This window comes from Pseudomonas paralactis, assembly GCF_001439735.1.
Classification (GTDB): Bacteria; Pseudomonadota; Gammaproteobacteria; order Pseudomonadales; family Pseudomonadaceae; genus Aquipseudomonas; species Aquipseudomonas paralactis.
Genome location: NZ_JYLN01000008.1, coordinates 101,023 through 118,645 on the forward strand (window position 1 = coordinate 101,023; position 17,623 = coordinate 118,645).

Consider the following 17,623-nt stretch of genomic DNA (forward strand, 5'->3'; position numbering starts at 1 on the left):
CATAAGATCAAAACGCGATATCAACGCGCGTCGCCATCGCGAGGCGGCTTGGGCAGGATGGCCAGGAAATTGTCGCGCGCGACCTTGTGGGCAACGTCTTCGGGCAACGCATCAAGGAAAGGATCGAAGCGGCGCATCTCTTTGCCCAACTTATTGAAGCGCCCCACAACATCGGAGCCGAGCATGAAGCGATCCGGGAAGCGCTCCACCAGCGCAACCCATTGCGGCCGTGGCTTACCGGCGTCGTCCAGCAGATACGGCGTGAGCATGCTCCAGGACAGGTCGATATACAGGTTGGGGTACGCCTCAAGCAGGCGCGTCAGGGTAGGCAACAAAAAGTCCATCTGCACCTGATGACGGTGAATTTCCTTGCTGGTACCGGCATGGGCCCAGATAAAACGCGTGTGCGGGTGATTGCGTAACGGCTGCTCGACTTCCGCCAGATACAGTGGGTTGCGCTCACGTTTGGAGGTGATGTTGGAATGCAGCATCACCGGCAGGTCGTTTTCGGCCGCCAGGTGGTAGATGCGCGTCATGGCTTCGTTATTGGCACGCGGCGTGTCGCCGGAAGTCAGCGCGGTGAGGTCATCATGGCGGGTAAACACTTCACCGATGCCCTGCCACAGCCCTGGGTTGAGGTCGAGCATACGCTGGATGTGGGCGGCGGAGTTCTTGTCGTTGGGATTGAAACCGGCGAGGAACGGGTGAAAGTGCTGGCGTTGCGCAGGAGAAAGTTTATTCACTGCCGCCGCGACGATCACATCCGTGGCGCTGTACCAATAAGCATCGGCGTCGTCACCGGCGTAATAGCGCGGGCGCTTGGGCTCGTCTTCGTGCCATTTCTTGGCCACGGGAATCCCGGAAATCATGACGTGCTCAATGCGGTTGTCCGCCATGGCCTTGAGCAGCTTGTCCATGCCGGCGCTCTCCTGAAAGAAGTCCACGTAATGCAGGTGCGCGTCGCTGTAGGCATAGTCACGGGCCTGCGCGGCAAGGCTGCTGATGGCGAGCAACAAGGCAAGACTCAGGCGGGTTCCAGACACGGTAAAACCTCAATAAGGGTTGATACGGGTAGACCTTGCGCCAGCCTTCAGGGTTCAGCATGGAAAAAACCGGAACACTGGAGTGCCAGCATGCTCTATAACTGCATGACCTTCATCCTGCGCCCTTACGAGGTTTGCCATGCCTGTTACCGTCAATACGCTGAACGCTGAAAACTTTCGTCACAGCGTGAATATCAATAATCACGAGCTGTTTACCGACCTGCCCAAGAGCCTGGGCGGTGACGATTCGGCGCCCTCCCCCCACGATTATTTCGATGCTGCGCTGGCGTCGTGCAAAGCTTTGACCGTGAGACTCTACGCGCAGAAAAAAGATATCCCGTTGACCGGCGTGACCGTGGAGGTCACTCACGACAGCGCCGAAGAGCAGAAGGGTAAATACAAGCTCAACGTCAAGCTCACCCTCAAGGGCGTACTCACCGACGCCCAGCGCGATGAACTGCACCGCGTCGCCGATAAATGCCCGGTACATAAGCTGATGACCACTGCCGAAGTCACTATCGAGACGAAATTATCGGAAGGTGCCTTCAGCCAATAGCCCCACCTTCCCATCGAGCGGGTTATGCTCAAAGCATCTAACCCGCTCAGACTGGGATGCCCATGACCACTCTCACCGTGATTCGCCCTCGCCCCGAAGATGTAGAAGGTCAGCCTATCCTGCGGCCCCTGCCCTCGCGTGAATGCCGCAGCGTCGGGCCCTTTGTGTTTTTCGACCATATGCTGCCGACCCGCTACGCACCGGGTAACGGCATGAATATCCGCCAGCATCCCCACATCGGCCTGTCCACCCTTACTTACCTGTTTGAAGGCGTCTTGCAGCATAAGGACAGCCTTGGCTCGGACCAGGTGGTGCAAGCCGGCGATGTCAGCTGGATGACCGCCGGCACCGCGATTGCACACGTCGAGCGCACACCTGAAGCGGTCAAGGCCAGTGGCTTCAACCTGCATGGCCTGCAGGTATGGCTGGCCTCGCCCAAGGACCACGAGACCGGGCCGGGACACTACAGCCATCACCCAGCGGCGAGCTTGCCGATAAGCGATAACCTCGGCGTGCAGGTGCGTTTGATCGCCGGTGATGGTTTTTGCCTCAGGTCACCGGTGCCGGTACTGTCGCCGACGCTGTATGCCGAGGTACAGATGCAAACCGCCACCACCCTGTTGATTCCTGATGAACATGAGGAACGTGCGGTGTATGTGCTGGAGGGTGAGGTGCAGTTGGACGGCGAAGGCCTGGAGGTCAACAGCTTGGTAGTATTGCCGACTGGGCAGGAGATGACCCTGTATGCCGAGAGTGATTGCCACCTGATGGTATTTGGCGGGGCGCCGCTGGATGGGCCACGGCGGATCAACTGGAATTTTGTGGCGAGTGATCCGGCGGTGATCGAGCAGGCGAGACAGCGTTGGGCGGCTGGGGATTGGCCGACTGTGCCGGGGGAATCAGAAAGAATCGAGTTGCCTGTGAAATAGCTATCGCAGGCAAGCCGGCTCCCACATTTTAAAGGTGCATACCTATCAAATGTGGGAGCTGAGGCATCAGCCCTTGAACACTTCATCCAGCAAGTTATGCATCGACTGAAAAGCCCGCGCAGCAGTCTTCGCGTCGTACATCATCTTGCCTGGCACATTGGCATGGGGATCGGTGAAGGAATGCACCGCACCACCGTAGCTCAGCAACTGCCAATCCACACCCGCCGCGTTCATTTCCTCTTCGAACGCCGGCAGTTGCTCTTTGGGCACCAACGGGTCCGAGGCGCCATGCAGCACCAGCACTGACCCCTTGATGTTCTTCGCATCCGCCGGGTTCGGTGTATCCAGGGTGCCGTGGAACGACACGGCAGCCTTTACCGGCGCGCCAGTACGGGCCAGTTCCAGGGAGCAGCAACCGCCAAAGCAAAAGCCGAAGGTGGCCAGTTTCGAGGTATCCACTGCTGCTTCAGTCTGGCCTTGCAGTTGCTCGAAGGCCGCCTGCATACGCTTGTTCAGCAACGGGCGATCATTCTTCAATGGCATCATCGCCGCGCCGGCTTCATCGCCATTTGAAGGTCGTACGTTTTGCCCGTAGAGGTCGGCAATCAACACCACGTAGCCTTTGCCGGCAACGGCCTTCGCGATCTCTTCGGCCCCCGAACTCACGCCCATCCAGTTCGGCGCCATCAGCAGTCCCGGCAATGGGCCCTTGTGGCTGGCATCGAATGCCAGACGGCTTTCATAAGACTGGCCATCAATCTGATAGACCACGGAACGTACAGTGACTTGGCTCATCATTTTCTCCAATTCTGATGGATTGACGATGCTCCCTGTAGGAGCGAGGGGGACGCCTAGTTCTTGCTCGCGAAAAACGTGAGATCACCGCGTTCATTCAGCATTTGCGCGTTATCGTTGACGTTTTTCGCGAGCAAGCTCGCTCCTACAGTAGAGCCAGAACGAAAAAACCCGCCGAAGCGGGTTTTTCTACATCGGTGTTAAACCGACAATTCAACCAACAGCTTGTTCAGTCGGCGCACATAGGCGGCCGGGTCTTTGAGGCTGTCGCCGGCGGCCAGAGCCGCCTGGTCGAAGAGGATGTGCGACAGGTCGCCAAACCGCTCTTCGCTCTGCTCGCCATCGAGTTTCTCGATCAGCGGGTGAGCCGGGTTGAATTCGAAAATCGGCTTGGAGTCCGGAACCTTCTGACCGCTGGCTTCAAGGATCTGACGCATCTGCATGCCCAGGTCCTGCTCGCCAATGGCCAGGATCGCCGGGGAGTCGGTCAGGCGGTGGGAAACCCGCACTTCGCTGACCGCTTCGCCCAGGGATGCCTTGATCCGCTCAACCAGGCCCTCTTTGGACTTGGCGACTTCTTCAGCAGCTTTCTTGTCTTCCTCGGAATCCAGGTTACCCAGGTCCAGGTCGCCACGAGCAACGTCAACGAAGGACTTGCCGTCGAACTCGGTGAGGTAGCTCATCAGCCACTCATCGATACGGTCGGTCAGCAGCAGCACTTCGATGCCTTTCTTGCGGAAGACTTCCAGGTGCGGGCTGTTTTTAACCTGTGCGTAGGTTTCGCCGGTCAGGTAGTAGACCTTGTCCTGACCTTCCTTGGCGCGTGCCAGGTAGTCAGCCAGGGACACAACCTGCTCGCCGTCTTCGCCCTGAGTCGAAGCAAAACGCAGCAAGCCGGCGATTTTTTCCTTGTTGGCGAAGTCTTCGGCCGGGCCTTCCTTCATCACCTGACCGAAGTTTTTCCAGAAACTCTTGTATTGCTCAGGCTCGTTCTTCGCCAGTTTTTCCAGCATGTCGAGCACGCGCTTGGTCAGCGCCGACTTCATCGAGTCGATGATCGGGTCTTTCTGCAGGATTTCCCGCGACACGTTCAGCGACAGATCGTTGGAGTCGACCACGCCCTTGATAAAGCGCAGGTACAGCGGCAGGAAGGATTCCGCCTGGTCCATCACGAATACGCGTTGCACGTAGAGCTTCAAGCCCTTCGGCGCTTCGCGCTGGTACAGGTCGAACGGAGCGCGAGCCGGTACGTAGAGCAGCGAGCTGTATTCCAGCTTGCCTTCAACCTTGTTGTGGCTCCAGCTCAGCGGGTTTTCGTAGTCGTGGCCGATGTGCTTGTAGAACTCTTGGTATTCCTCGTCCTTGATCTCGGTACGCGGACGGGTCCACAGGGCGCTGGCGCGGTTGACGGTTTCCCATTCCTCGGCAGGCTTCTCTTCGCCTTCGGCAGCCGTCTGTTCTTTCGGCAGCTCGATCGGCAAAGCGATGTGGTCGGAGTATTTCTTGATGATGTTGCGCAGGCGCCAGCCATCAGCGAATTCGTCTTCACCGGATTTCAGGTGCAGCACGATGCGGGTACCGCGATCTGCCTTGTCGATAGTGGCGATTTCAAACTCGCCCTCGCCTTTGGACGCCCAGTGCACGCCTTCGCTGGCGTCGAGGCCGGCACGGCGGCTGAATACTTCAACCTTGTCGGCAACGATGAAGGCCGAATAGAAGCCCACGCCGAATTGGCCGATCAGATGAGAATCTTTTTTCTGGTCGCCCGACAGGTTCTTCATGAAATCTGCGGTGCCGGATTTGGCGATGGTACCCAAGTGGGTAATCGCGTCTTCACGGCTCATGCCGATACCGTTGTCTTCGAGCGTGACGGTCTTGGCGTCCTTGTCGTAGCTCACACGGATTTTCAGTTCCGCGCCACCTTCCAGCAACTCAGGCTTGGACAGTGCTTCGAAACGTAATTTGTCGACAGCGTCAGAGGCGTTCGAGATCAATTCGCGAAGGAAAATTTCCTTGTTGGAATACAGCGAATGGATCATGAGGTGCAGCAGTTGCTTCACCTCGGTCTGGAAGCCCAGGGTTTCCTTTTGAGTTTCCACACTCATGGTCATCAAACTCCAATTGGATGGCAGTGGCCGCGCCCGAAAGGGTTGGCGGCGGGTTGTCATCAAAGTTGGGGGCTAAGACCGGGATTTCAAGGGCGGGCCAATTCCTCAATCTTGAAATGTGCGCGGGCAGTGGCGATCGGCTCGGCCTCGGTGGTTTGCCAGGCGGTAATCGCCACATTGGCGACACGCCGGCCCTGACGCCACACCTGGCATTTGGCGTAAGTGTCGCGAAACTGGCCGGCGCGCAGGTAATCCAGGGAAAAATCGATGATTTTTGGCAGGCCTGGAGCCCCGGTAAAAACCAGTAGATGCAGGGCCGCCGACAGCTCCATGAAGCCTGCGATCACGCCGCCGTGAAGCGCCGGCAATATGGGGTTACCAATATTGTCCTTGTTGGCCGGCAGCCGAAACAGCAGCTCATCCCCCAGGCGGGTGCATTCGATGCCGATCAACTTGGCATAGGGCACCAAGCCCAGCAGTGCGTCGTAGTTGCCACGGTCGAGGGCCTGCTCCAGCCGGGTCTTGAATCGATGCGTCATGCCTGCTCTCCCTTGATCGTGCTGCCCAGCCCTTGCGTGCCTTTCAGACGTTTGCCCATCCGCATGAACGTGCCCACCACATGGGCGATGGGTTGTTGCGAGTCGTCCTGATAGGCGAACCCGCGGGTAAAGATCACGTCGGTGGTCACCCGGTAACATTGCGCGAAGCCATACACCGGCTGGTGCGGTTCGGCCGCACGCATGTAGTCGATGCGCAGGTCCAGGGTCGGGCACACTTCAAATTCGGGTAATACGCATAAGGTGGCCATGCCGCACGCGGTGTCCATCAACGAGGTCAAGGCGCCACCGTGAATCACACCCGTCAAAGGATCACCGACTAGATGCGGCCCATACGGCAACACCAGGGTCATACCCTCCTCGCTTGCGGCGTGGACGGCCACACCCAGCACCTGGCAATGGCGCAGCGCCGAAACAAAGCGTGCGGCACGCTCTAACAAGGGGTTTTCGGTCATTGTTTTTAGACTCTTATTAGTGGGAATCGGATGGATGCGAACTACCGGGAAAAAAATCTGTACGAAACATGCTATATATCTGTGGGACATAAGGAACTAATGCTGGCCCCTTGGGTTCGAAAGGCCAGTAGATATCTTCAATAAGGAGAAACACCCATGCGCAAGACATTAGCTATTTCCATGATGCTGGCCGCTGCACTCGGTCTGGCTGCCTGCGACAAGAAATCCGAAGACAAAGCCCAAGATGCCGCTGCACACTCTGAGCAAGCACAGCAAGACATGGCTAAAGCACAGGATAAAGTGAACGACGCTGCGAAAGAAAACGCCGAAGCTGCCAAAGCTCAGGCTGAATCGAACGCCGAAGCTGCAAAAGAAGCTGCACCTGCCGCCCCTGCAGAACCTGCCAAGCAGTAATTGCCGGGTGTGAAGCTGTAGTGCTGCAAAAGATAGCCCGCTTATAAAGCGGGCTTTTCTTTGCCTGCTGTTTTATCCGGCGATCAAGAAACACTCTCTTTTGCAGCCTCCGAGGCTTGCATATTGGTCGGGGTATACACCATCACCTGCAAGACGTCGGAGTGAAACTCGCGGCGCCCGCAGGGCAAATGCATTGCGCTCCTGCTCCGACACATGCCGTTCACCAATCATCGTCGCCGAGCCCACCAGCACCGCCGCGACATACGGGTCCTTCTAAATGTGAGCCCGGTGAGTTGCGCAACAAATATCAAAACCCCGGCCGTACTACCTGTCTTTTATGAGAATTCCTGTTTCCAGATGTACATAAGTTCGGCCCTGGAACCAATAGGACGCCTCCACTCACTTAGTTGGCCCCAAGGCACGAAGCCTTGATCATTTCTCAGGCGGAAGGAACTGCATATCTATCCTTAGGATGTTAAATGCGCTCAACTTCTCTCTCTGTCAGCCAAACACCTGCGCCGCAAGCGATCCAACTGTCCGTGGGCACAGCCTCTGAATCGACCACGCAACAGCCACCTTTATCGCACCACCCTCAGCCCAAGCCGTTGGGACTAGACCCGGATGATCGGATCAAAATCCAAGTAGCTGGCATAAAACCAGTTGTTGCCACTGATACAGGGCCGAACGCAGTCGCCGCGCAATCCCAATTGATTGAACAGCACCAGGCGTACAACCAGAAAATTATTGATTTGCTCAGTCAGCAGATGACATTCCAACGCTTTACCCAGGCTCAGTTGAAAAAAGCCTTTCCCCAGCTCACATCAATCGACCCGAACATTATCCACGTCAACACCTATCGAAAACAGCCGCCGGCAGAGCCCGTGTTGATTTCCACGCAAACCTTATCGCAGGCATTGCTCGAAAAGGTCGCGCAAGTCCACATAAACGCCGTCACTGGCACGCCCAACACGCAAGAGCACAGTGCCGATATGCAAACGGGCTTTTACATTGACGGGCCTGCGGGTGCTCCCCAAACCAGGTTGGAGCATCAGGGGTCCCTGCTGACGCTTGCACACGATATCGCAACCCGCTTTCCAGAGGCGCTCAGTAGCTACTGGAAAAGATCACCCGGAGGCTCCCCCAAGCAGCCATCACGTTCAGCCCAACTGCTTGCCCTGCACCGGCAGATGCTTTCCACCGAGGCAGCCCTGCGGGTTGAAGACGGAACCCTCAGCGAGGCTGGCAAAAAGCTGATCGACACCGCCTTTCAGTACCCCACCCTTGAAGCACGCGAGCGCGAACTTCCCGCTGGGGATCGTCCGGGGGTGTATCCGGTCCGGGTAGATGACAGCTCCGCCAATGGCGCAATTTTAGCCGGTTGTTTTCTTATCACTCGCAGCGACGGCTCGTCACCCGAGGCACCTTACAGCGCAAGTGACACCCGTAATATCGGGCTGGATGACACCACCGGGCCTGTAGTGCTTTATACCCCCGGGGACGGTTTCGAGGAATTCGCGAGCCCTGGCGAAGCCCGCGAGGCATTGATGCAGAGGATCGATAATGATGACGAGAAGGCCAACCTGCTACTCAAAAGTCTGCCGGTGTCGGTAGAGCACAGTCGAAACCCTCCGTGGGGTGATGATTTAATGCTGGGATTCGCCCCCGTCTGCGGCGACGTCGTGGCACAAACCTTTCCCCAGTTGTTGCAGCGACAGGCTGACGAGGTCAATGAAACCATGCAGGCCGGGTTCGCCCAGGCGCAAGCCGAAACTGGCTCCTCTCGCACACCGTCGTTGCTCTGCGCCCAAACTGTCGAAACCATCAATGATGCAGCGGATCTTTCACTGCATTTCGATGGCAGTAATGCCCTGCTCGCACGCAATGAACAACTGCACAACAAACTGCAACCCCAATGGCTTAAAGAACTGACTCCCCAACAAGAAACGAGCTATAGGGAGCTGGAGGAAGCACAGGATACAAGCCTTACGCACTTACAAGGGCTATTGGCAAACATCCCGGACCCGAACATTTTCGCCAAACAGTTGCTGGCCCAGGCGTTGAAAGCCAAGCTGCCGGACCGCTACCGGCACGAGGAAATAGACCTTGACCACGTGATGGTTCAGATGACCACACAGCAGTCGAGCAATCGCGGCCTTTTAGGTACCGCAAACGCACCAAAGCCGCAGATCCACACCCGGTCGCTGACCGACCTGGCGCTCATGAACACAACGCCATGGCATGAAAACTCGCCGACCAGCACCTGGGCCGCTCGCGTCGTAAGTGCCAACGGACAATACCTGCTTACCCTGGATAAGCCGTTTCTCGAGGACCTGATCAGCCAAACCGATGTGGGCGGCAAATACCTCAAACTACTGGATGACAAACTCAGCCCCACTGCCACCTCCGACGAAGCCAGGGTGCTGCCCGACGCGTGGAAAAACCATCTGAAGGCAAGGATGGCCAAGGACGCGTTCATCACCAGCCTGGACCCCGATGCCTATCTGAACAGGCAAAAAATCGCCGAGCAGTGGATCGAAGCGACACTTGAGCATAGCGACTCCACCACCTGGCCAATCGTGAATGGTGCCTCCATCGTCTCGCATAGCGTGGTCCTGAACGGCAAACCCGTCCAGGGCATGATGGTCATCAAACCGACCAACCATCCCTCGCTGGTGCTGTACAGTCCGGATGCTCCCGACGGACGTCCCTTCAGAGAAATTGTGGACGAGGATCAACTTAACACGCTGCTGAACACGCCCGAGTGGATGACCTACATGGATCAGCGGGTATCACCTGTTGATCGAGATAATATTCACGACACCCTGTTTTTGCCTGGGCTCGGCACGTGGCTCAAGAAATTCGCGGCCGACCATGAAGCGGGCATCCGGCTGAAGCCGTTCAAAGATAGCATCACTGAAAACCTGTATATGCAGGAGGTGGGGTTACTCAGAGGGAGAGCATTGGTTGGGATGACACCCAGCGCAGACGTATCGGCCCGATCCACAGCCAACAAATTAATGTTCGCCGCAGATATAGCCCAATTCGTTCTAAGCCTCATCCCGGTCAACGCTGGTATGTCAGCCACCCAAAGGCTCTCCAAGGCTGCGCTAAGAACGTTGCGTACATCCGGACGAAGCCTGCCCAAGCTCCTCACCCGACCGGGACAATGGGGGGCGGTGTACAGCGACTTCGCCATGGCTGCGTCGGGTATCCCTTTACTCAAAAGGCCCCCGTTGCGCCCGGTGTTCAGAACCCCTGGGCGCACGCTCCAACAGCGACTGGCAATCACGGCAGGTACAACGGGTACGCCAAGCGGTCACGTCGTACCGGTTCCGGGTACGTCGATATCGGCGGGCCGCCCCTCAAGCACCCCGACCCAATTGCCAAACCCGGCCCACCCTGTACAGAACCGTGGCGACCTCGCCGCGCACGCACTGGATAATCAGCTACTGGCAGGAAAACCGCTCAGCGCCACCGGGCCACAACAAGTCGGTGACAAATGGTTGATCCGTTACACCGATAACTCAGACGTGAGCAGGGTCTACCAAATAAGCCCAGCGTTCAAATTCGAATCAGGATTTGTAAACGTTATAAACCCCGAGACAAAGCGTCGGGTGGCTACGCTTTTGAACAAAGGGAACGGCGAATGGGTGCTAACCGGTTTGCCGGGAGGCGCCAAACTACCTCAAACGCTAGAACCTCTACCGCAGCCTCATTCTGCCTCCTCCGCGGAAAACCTAGTGCCTGCAAGCAGCTCTTCCACCTCCGGCAGTTGGCGAATAGAGCCGCCCATTCGAAAACCACTTGCAGTGCTGGTCAATACCAGGGCTCGTGACCTGAACGCCGAGATGCATCTGGCCGGAGCGGCATTGAACCCCCGAGCGGCCCGAGCGGAACTGGTTCGCATCACAAAGCCGGACGACCTGAAGGTTGTGTTGAAACCCGATACAGTCAGCAAGTTCGTCTTCACTCAAGACAACCAACTGATCATCGGTACTATCGACAAAAATGCACCGCCAAAATGGTTATCACATCCTGCCATCGCGGAAATCGGCGCCGGCAGTGGCCAATCAGAAAAGGTAGTCAGCGCAGGCTACATAAGGAAAGACGCCTTCGGGAAATTCCACCTTTCCAATGTCTCTGGACACTATCTACCCAAAAAAAGCGATTTGAGGCCCGCCCAGGAATATTTGAAGAACATGGGAGTGGATTCGACAAAGAGCAAGTTCCCGATACCCTGAAACAGCCAACCTGGCTTGGCAGCAAAAAGAAAGCCCGCTGATTAAGCGGGCTTTTCTTTGTCTGGAATTTGCTGCCAGCGCTACGATGCGCCCTCTTTTACAGCGTCGACTGCCAGCATATTGGTCGGGGTATACACCATCACCTGCAAGACGTCGGAGTGAAACTCGCGGCGATAAAGCACCAACACCACCCCGCTGCTCATCAACATGAACAACCAGGGGCTGACAAACCAGGCCAGCATGGTCATGCCGAAGTAATAAGCACGCAGGCCGAAGTTGAACTGGTTGGCCGCCATCGAAATCACCCGCGCCGCCCGCAAGGCAAATGCATTGCGCTCCTGCTCCGACACATGTCGTTCACCAATCATCGGCGCCGAGCCCACCAGCACCGCCGCGAAGTTGTACTGACGCATGCACCAGCTGAAAGTAAAAAACGCATAAACAAATACCAGGGCCAGGCACAGCAACTTGACCTCCGACATGCCCTGGGACGCCTGCTGCACCATGGGAATGTCCGCCAGCAACGATACCGCCCGCTCGGAAGCACCGAGCACAGTGAGAATACCGGCGAGGATGATCAAAGTACTGGAGGCAAAGAACGAGGCATTACGCTCCAGGTTGCCGATCACGCTGGCATCGGCGATGCGGTTATCGCGCAACAACATGCGGCGCATCCAGTCTTCCCGGTACAGGTGCAACACACTGGCCAGGCACGCCGTGTCCCGGGCCTTCCACGTTGCGTAACGGGTGTAGCCACCCCAGCACAAGATGAACCAGAGCGCGGCAAGCAGATGGACTTGATTGGTTTCGACGAACGACATGCGGGTCCTTGTACACAGGATGATAGGGCCGACACGGTCCAAATGTGGGAGCTGGCTTGCCTGCGATAGCGTCTTTGCAGTCACCACCGCGCCAACCGATGTACCGCCATCGCAGGCAAGCCAGCTCCCACACCGACCGGTGTTTTCAACTTGAGATTTTTGACGCCATCCCCAAAAAAAAGACACTGCCATCGACTCAAAAAAAATGCCCCGTATCGTTTGATACGGGGCATTTCAGTACAGCCCGAACCGCGCGTTACGCGATGGCTTCGCTACGCTTGCCCAGCATACGGTCAATCACCACAGCCACCACCAACGTCATCAGCGATGGTACCAGCCACGCCAAACCTTGTTCGCTCAGCGGCAAGTTGGCCAACTGTGTAGGCATCCAACCCGCCAGGCCTGCGCCCTTGAGTGCGTCGATGCAGCCAAAGATGAACGACACCAGCATCACCGGGCCGACGATACGGCCCTGTTCCTGCCAGAACCCTTTGCAGAAGCTCAAAGCCACCAACACGATGCACGGTGGGTAGATCGCGGTCAGCACCGGAATCGAGAACGCGATCAGCTTGGTCAGGCCCAGGTTGGACACAAACAGCGAGAATAACGCCAGAATCACGACCAGGGTCTTGTAGGACAGCGGCAGGACCTTGCTGAAGTACTCGGCGCAGGCGCAGGTCAGGCCGACGGCGGTCACCAGGCACGCCAACGAGATCAGCACAGCGAGGAAGCCGCTGCCCAGGGAGCCGAATGTGTGTTGCACGTAAGCGTGCAGTACGGCAGCGCCGTTACTGGCACCGGCGGCCACGGCATGGCTGCCGGAACCCAGACGGAACAGGCTGACGTACACCAGTGCCAGGCCCACGCCGGCAATCAGCCCGGCAATGATCGCGTAACGGGTGATCAGCTTGGGCGACTCGACGCCACGGGAACGGATCGCGTTGACGATCACGATGCCGAACACCAGCGCGCCCAGGGTATCCATGGTCAGGTAACCATTGATAAAGCCTTGTGAGAACGGTGCTGCAACGTATTCCGGCGTGGCGACGCCCACCTCACCGGCGGGCAAGGCAAACGCGGCGATGCCGAGGATGGCCAGGGCAATGATTTTCAGCGGTGCCAGGAAACGGCCCACGGTGTCCAGCAGTCGACCCGGGTACAGGGAGACAAAGAACACCACCAGGAAATACACCGAGCTGTAGAGGAACAGCGCCAACGGGCTTTCACCGGTCAAGGGCGCCAGGCCCACTTCAAACGATACTGTTGCGGTGCGTGGGGTCGCAAACAGCGGGCCCACTGCCAGGTAGGCCGCTGCCGCCAGCAGGCCACCGGCAATCTTGCCAATCGGGCTGCTCAGCGCGTCCATGCCACCACCGACCTTGGCCAGGGCGATCACGGTGACCACCGGCAAACCGACCGCGGTGATCAGAAAGCCCAGCGCCGCCATCCACACATGCGGCCCGGACTGCAAACCCACGATAGGCGGGAAGATGATGTTGCCGGCGCCCACGAACAGGGCAAAGGTCATAAAGCCCAGCGCCAGGATATCCTGGCTTTTCAACACTTTCATTTGAGGAAATACCACACTACTGAATCGGAATTTAGAGAGGGCTTCCCTATGGATGAGGGAAATGCTGCCGGCCCTTATGGGGACCGACCGGTCTAGCGCGCAGCTTCCTTTTGGGATGCGGACGCATAAAGAGGCGGCTAGAGTACAGAATCAGGCTGACAAACGCACTGTTGCGGGGCGAACTGTCCGATAAGCGACATTTGAATGTCGCGTTTTCATACTTAATTGGGCAATACAGAACCCTGTGGGAGCTGGCTTGCCTGCGATGGCATCGACTCGGTTTGGCTGATGCACCGAGGTGTCTGTATCGCAGGCAAGCCAGCTCCCATCTTGAACCGAGCACATTCGTCAATCTGGCTATATCCAGAATGCACAAAGGCCACCCGAAGGTGGCCTTTGTGTGGTAAAGCGTCAGCTAAGCGCGAGGCTTACTTGACAGCCCAACCGGTCAGCTCGGCCAGGGCCTTGCCGATGTCTGCCAGCGAACGCACGGTTTTAACGCCTGCGTCTTGCAGTGCAGCGAATTTCTCGTCTGCAGTGCCTTTGCCGCCAGAGATGATTGCGCCAGCATGGCCCATGCGCTTGCCCGCAGGGGCAGTCACACCAGCGATGTAGGAAACAACCGGCTTGGTCACGTGTGCCTTGATGTAGGCAGCCGCTTCTTCTTCAGCCGAACCGCCGATCTCACCGATCATCACGATCGCTTCGGTCTTCGGGTCTTCCTGGAACAGCTTCAGGATGTCGATGAAGTTGGAGCCTGGGATCGGGTCACCGCCGATGCCGACGCAAGTCGACTGACCGAAACCGGCGTCAGTGGTCTGCTTCACAGCTTCGTAGGTCAGGGTGCCGGAACGGGAAACGATACCGACTTTACCTGGCAAGTGAATGTGACCTGGCATGATGCCGATCTTGCATTCGCCTGGGGTGATCACGCCTGGGCAGTTAGGGCCGATCAGGACTACGCCCAGCTCGTCGCACTTAACTTTAGCGTCCAGCATGTCCAGGGTAGGAATGCCTTCGGTGATGCAAACGATCAGCTTGATGCCGCCGAATGCCGCTTCCAGGATCGAATCCTTGCAGAAAGGAGCTGGAACGTAGATCACACTGGCGGTGGCGCCAGTGGCAGCTACAGCGTCTTTCACGGTGTTGAACACGGGCAGGCCCAGGTGCTCGGTGCCGCCTTTGCCCGGGGTTACGCCGCCAACCATCTTGGTGCCGTATTCGATGGCTTGCTGGGTGTGGAAACTACCTTGCGAACCGGTAATACCCTGGCAGATAACTTTGGTGTCTTTATTGATCAGGACGCTCATTACTTGCCCTCCGCAGCTTTGACAACTTGTTGAGCAGCGTCGGTCAGGCTGGTAGCCGCGATAATGTTCAAACCGCTTTCTGCCAGTACTTTAGCGCCCAGTTCAGCGTTGTTACCTTCAAGGCGAACAACAACCGGGATTTTAACGCCGACTTCTTTCACTGCACCGATGATGCCTTCGGCAATCATGTCGCAACGAACGATGCCGCCGAAGATGTTGACCAGTACTGCGGCGACGTTGGAGTCGGACAGGATGATCTTGAACGCTTCGGTAACGCGTTCCTTGGTAGCGCCACCACCTACGTCGAGGAAGTTGGCTGGCTTGCCGCCATGCAGGTTGACGATGTCCATGGTACCCATGGCCAGACCGGCACCGTTAACCATGCAGCCGATGTTGCCTTCCAGAGCTACGTAGTTCAGTTCGAACTTGGCAGCGTGCGCTTCGCGCGGATCGTCTTGCGACGGATCGTGGAAAGTCTTCAGCTTAGGCTGACGGTACATGGCGTTGGCATCGATGTTGATCTTGGCATCGAGGCAATGCAGGTCGCCGTCTTCCTTGATCACCAGCGGGTTCACTTCCAGCAGGGCCAGATCGTGATCCTGGAACAGTTTGGCCAGACCTACGAAGATCTTGGCGAACTGGGCAACTTGTTTGCCTTCCAGACCCAGCTGGAACGCCAGTTCACGACCCTGGAATGGCTGTGCGCCAACCAGTGGATCGATAGTGGCCTTCAGAATTTTTTCTGGGGTTTCGTGAGCGATCTTCTCGATGTCCACGCCACCTTCGGTGGAAGCCATGAACACGATGCGACGGCTCGAACGGTCAACGACAGCGCCCAGGTACAGCTCTTTAGCGATATCAGTGCACGATTCAACCAGGATCTTGGTGACTGGCTGGCCATTGGCGTCAGTCTGGTAAGTCACCAGACGCTTGCCCAGCCACTGCTGTGCGAAGGCCTTGGCGTCTTCTTTGCTGCGAACCAGCTTAACGCCGCCCGCTTTACCGCGACCACCGGCGTGGACCTGGGCTTTGACAACCCACTCGCTGCCGCCGATTTTGTCGCAAGCTTCTGCTGCTGCTTCCGGGGTGTCTACTGCGTAGCCCTTGGAAACTGGCAGGCCGTATTCAGCGAACAGCTGCTTACCCTGATACTCGTGAAGATTCATGCTTTTTACCGTCTTCGTTAGGTACTGCGCATTCGGCGCTGCGCTCATTATGAGTGCCGCGCCACCTGTGACTGCTGCTCGCGCAACTTGCGGGGCTTATGGCCCGTAAAGCTGCGCAAGGCTGCGTCCAGCGGATATTCCGCGGTGAGTCTTGCGCGCAAGGCTCACGACGGGCAACTCCGCCGTGGTTTCTTATTATCTCGCTTAGCGCTTCTTGCGGTTGGCGATGTGGATGGCGCCGCCATTCACTGCCAACGCTGCTTCGTGCAACGCTTCGGACAGGGTCGGATGGGAGAAGACCATCATACCCAGGTCCTCGGCACTGGTGCCGAATTCCATACCAATCGCGCCTTGCTGAACCAGTTCTGCAGCGCTTGGGCCAATCACGTGGACGCCCAATACGCGGTCAGTCTTGGCATCAGCGATGACTTTGACAAAACCACCGGTGTCGTTGGCTGCCATGGCACGGCCGGAAGCGGCAAACGGGAAGGTGCCGACGTTAACTTCAACGCCTTCAGCTTTCAACTGCTGTTCGTTCTTGCCGACCCATGCAATTTCCGGGTGGGTGTAAATAACCGATGGGATCAGGTCGTAGTTCATCTGGGTCTTGTGACCCTTGATGCGCTCAACAACCATGATGCCTTCTTCGGAAGCCTTGTGGGCCAGCATCATGCCACGAACCACGTCGCCGATCGCATAAACGCCCGGTACGGTGGTCGCGCAGTGATCATCAACGTGGATGAAGCCACGCTCGTCGATGTTCACGCCGCTGTCGGAAGCCAACAGGTCATTGGTCACTGGACGGCGACCAACGGCAACGATCAGCTTGTCGAAGGTGATGGTCTGCTCGCCGTCTTTATCGGTGTAGGTCACCACGACTTCTTCGCCGTTGACCTTGGAACCGGTAACACGGGCGCCGAGCTTGATGTCCAGACCTTGTTTGGTCAGGGTTTTCAGCGCTTCCTTGGAGACGGCAGTGTCGGCCGCCAGCAGGAACGTATCCAGGGCTTCCAGCACAGTGACTTCAGCGCCCAGACGGGACCATACCGAGCCCAGTTCCAGACCGATGACGCCAGCGCCGATCACGCCCAGGCGCTTAGGCACAGCCTGGAATTCCAGGGCGCCGGTCGAATCAACGATCACGTTGTTATCAACTGGAGCAGGCGGAATGTCGATTGGACGCGAGCCGGGTGCCAGGATCACGTTTTCAGCTTCGATGACTTCAACCGAACCGTCCGGTTTGGTGACTTCAACTTTCTTGCCGGCCAGCAGCTTGCCGTGGCCTTGAATCGAAGTAACGCCGTTGGCCTTGAACAAGGTGGCAACGCCGGAAGTCAGGCCTTTGACGATGTTGGCTTTACGGCCGACCATTGCTGGCACGTCCATGGTCACGCCAGCATGGTTGATGCCGTGGATCGCGAAGCCGTCTTGGGCTTCGTGAAATTTCCAGGAGCTGTCCAGCAGCGCCTTGGAAGGAATGCAACCAACGTTCAGGCAGGTACCGCCCAGCGCCAGCTTGCCTTCCTTATCGGTGTACTTTTCGATGCAAGCAGTCGAGAGGCCCAGTTGCGCAGCCTTGATGGCGGCAACATAGCCGCCAGGGCCTGCACCAATCACTACAACGTCAAATTTCTGTGTCATGAAAATAGATCCTCTAT

14 protein-coding genes and 1 pseudogene are annotated in these 17,623 nt (G+C 57.4%); 4 read left to right on the forward strand and 11 right to left on the reverse strand.

All coding sequences use genetic code 11. The features are described from left to right. Positions 1-20: 20 nt before the first annotated feature. Positions 21-1,043, reverse strand: coding sequence for an amidohydrolase family protein (locus TX23_RS20045; protein ID WP_057703708.1), 1,023 nt, complete (start codon positions 1,041-1,043; stop codon positions 21-23). Between the two features lie 139 nt (positions 1,044-1,182). On the opposite strand from TX23_RS20045, the gene TX23_RS20050 reads away from it, so the two are divergent. Both TX23_RS20050 and TX23_RS20055 read left to right on the forward strand, forming a co-directional pair. Beyond that, a complete protein-coding gene (locus tag TX23_RS20050) occupies positions 1,183-1,599 on the forward strand; it encodes an OsmC family protein (protein WP_057703709.1) in 417 nt (138 codons plus the stop codon). A 62-nt stretch (positions 1,600-1,661) separates the two neighbouring features. Next, positions 1,662-2,528 (forward strand): pirin family protein, encoded by an 867-nt coding sequence (locus TX23_RS20055; RefSeq protein WP_057703710.1) that lies wholly within the window; start codon positions 1,662-1,664, stop codon positions 2,526-2,528. Between the two features lie 66 nt (positions 2,529-2,594). On the opposite strand, the gene TX23_RS20060 is transcribed toward TX23_RS20055, so the two are convergent. The 4 genes from TX23_RS20060 to TX23_RS20075 all read right to left on the reverse strand — a co-directional run bounded on the left by TX23_RS20060 (position 2,595) and on the right by TX23_RS20075 (position 6,443). After that, positions 2,595-3,323: a dienelactone hydrolase family protein gene (locus TX23_RS20060; RefSeq protein ID WP_057703711.1), complete on the reverse strand. Its 729-nt coding sequence runs from the start codon at positions 3,321-3,323 to the stop codon at positions 2,595-2,597. Between the two features lie 200 nt (positions 3,324-3,523). Continuing rightward, entirely contained in the window at positions 3,524-5,428 is a 1,905-nt protein-coding gene (gene htpG / locus TX23_RS20065) for a molecular chaperone HtpG (RefSeq protein ID WP_057703846.1), read from the reverse strand. A gap of 89 nt (positions 5,429-5,517) precedes the next feature. Further along, entirely contained in the window at positions 5,518-5,970 is a 453-nt protein-coding gene (locus TX23_RS20070; protein ID WP_057703712.1) for a PaaI family thioesterase, read from the reverse strand. Continuing rightward, positions 5,967-6,443: a PaaI family thioesterase gene (locus tag TX23_RS20075; protein ID WP_057703713.1), complete on the reverse strand. Its 477-nt coding sequence runs from the start codon at positions 6,441-6,443 to the stop codon at positions 5,967-5,969. Before TX23_RS20075 ends, TX23_RS20070 begins: the two co-directional genes overlap by 4 nt. Before the next feature lie 156 nt (positions 6,444-6,599). On the opposite strand from TX23_RS20075, the gene TX23_RS20080 reads away from it, so the two are divergent. Next, positions 6,600-6,857 (forward strand): hypothetical protein, encoded by a 258-nt coding sequence (locus tag TX23_RS20080; RefSeq protein WP_005786587.1) that lies wholly within the window; start codon positions 6,600-6,602, stop codon positions 6,855-6,857. An 83-nt stretch (positions 6,858-6,940) separates the two neighbouring features. Here the strand turns inward: TX23_RS20080 and TX23_RS27865 are convergent. Beyond that, positions 6,941-7,115, reverse strand: a pseudogene (locus TX23_RS27865) (DUF599 domain-containing protein); the annotation flags it as partial. Between the two features lie 221 nt (positions 7,116-7,336). Between TX23_RS27865 and TX23_RS20085 the strand changes: the two are divergent. Further along, positions 7,337-11,098, forward strand: a complete 3,762-nt coding sequence (locus tag TX23_RS20085; protein ID WP_057703714.1) for a dermonecrotic toxin domain-containing protein — start codon at positions 7,337-7,339, stop codon at positions 11,096-11,098. An 80-nt stretch (positions 11,099-11,178) separates the two neighbouring features. On the opposite strand, the gene TX23_RS20090 is transcribed toward TX23_RS20085, so the two are convergent. The 5 genes from TX23_RS20090 to lpdA all read right to left on the reverse strand — a co-directional run bounded on the left by TX23_RS20090 (position 11,179) and on the right by lpdA (position 17,606). Then, a complete protein-coding gene (locus TX23_RS20090; RefSeq protein ID WP_057703715.1) occupies positions 11,179-11,919 on the reverse strand; it encodes a DUF599 domain-containing protein in 741 nt (246 codons plus the stop codon). Between the two features lie 256 nt (positions 11,920-12,175). After that, positions 12,176-13,489, reverse strand: coding sequence for a branched-chain amino acid transport system II carrier protein (gene brnQ, locus TX23_RS20095; RefSeq protein WP_057703716.1), 1,314 nt, complete (start codon positions 13,487-13,489; stop codon positions 12,176-12,178). Positions 13,490-13,917: 428 nt separating this feature from the next. Further along, complete coding sequence (sucD, locus tag TX23_RS20100) at positions 13,918-14,799, reverse strand: succinate--CoA ligase subunit alpha (protein ID WP_003172813.1); 882 nt, start codon at positions 14,797-14,799, stop codon at positions 13,918-13,920. After that, complete coding sequence (sucC, locus tag TX23_RS20105; RefSeq protein ID WP_057703717.1) at positions 14,799-15,965, reverse strand: ADP-forming succinate--CoA ligase subunit beta; 1,167 nt, start codon at positions 15,963-15,965, stop codon at positions 14,799-14,801. The genes sucD and sucC overlap by 1 nt, the downstream gene beginning before the upstream one ends. A gap of 204 nt (positions 15,966-16,169) precedes the next feature. Next, positions 16,170-17,606: a dihydrolipoyl dehydrogenase gene (gene lpdA, locus TX23_RS20110; protein ID WP_003190010.1), complete on the reverse strand. Its 1,437-nt coding sequence runs from the start codon at positions 17,604-17,606 to the stop codon at positions 16,170-16,172. Positions 17,607-17,623: the final 17 nt, after the last annotated feature.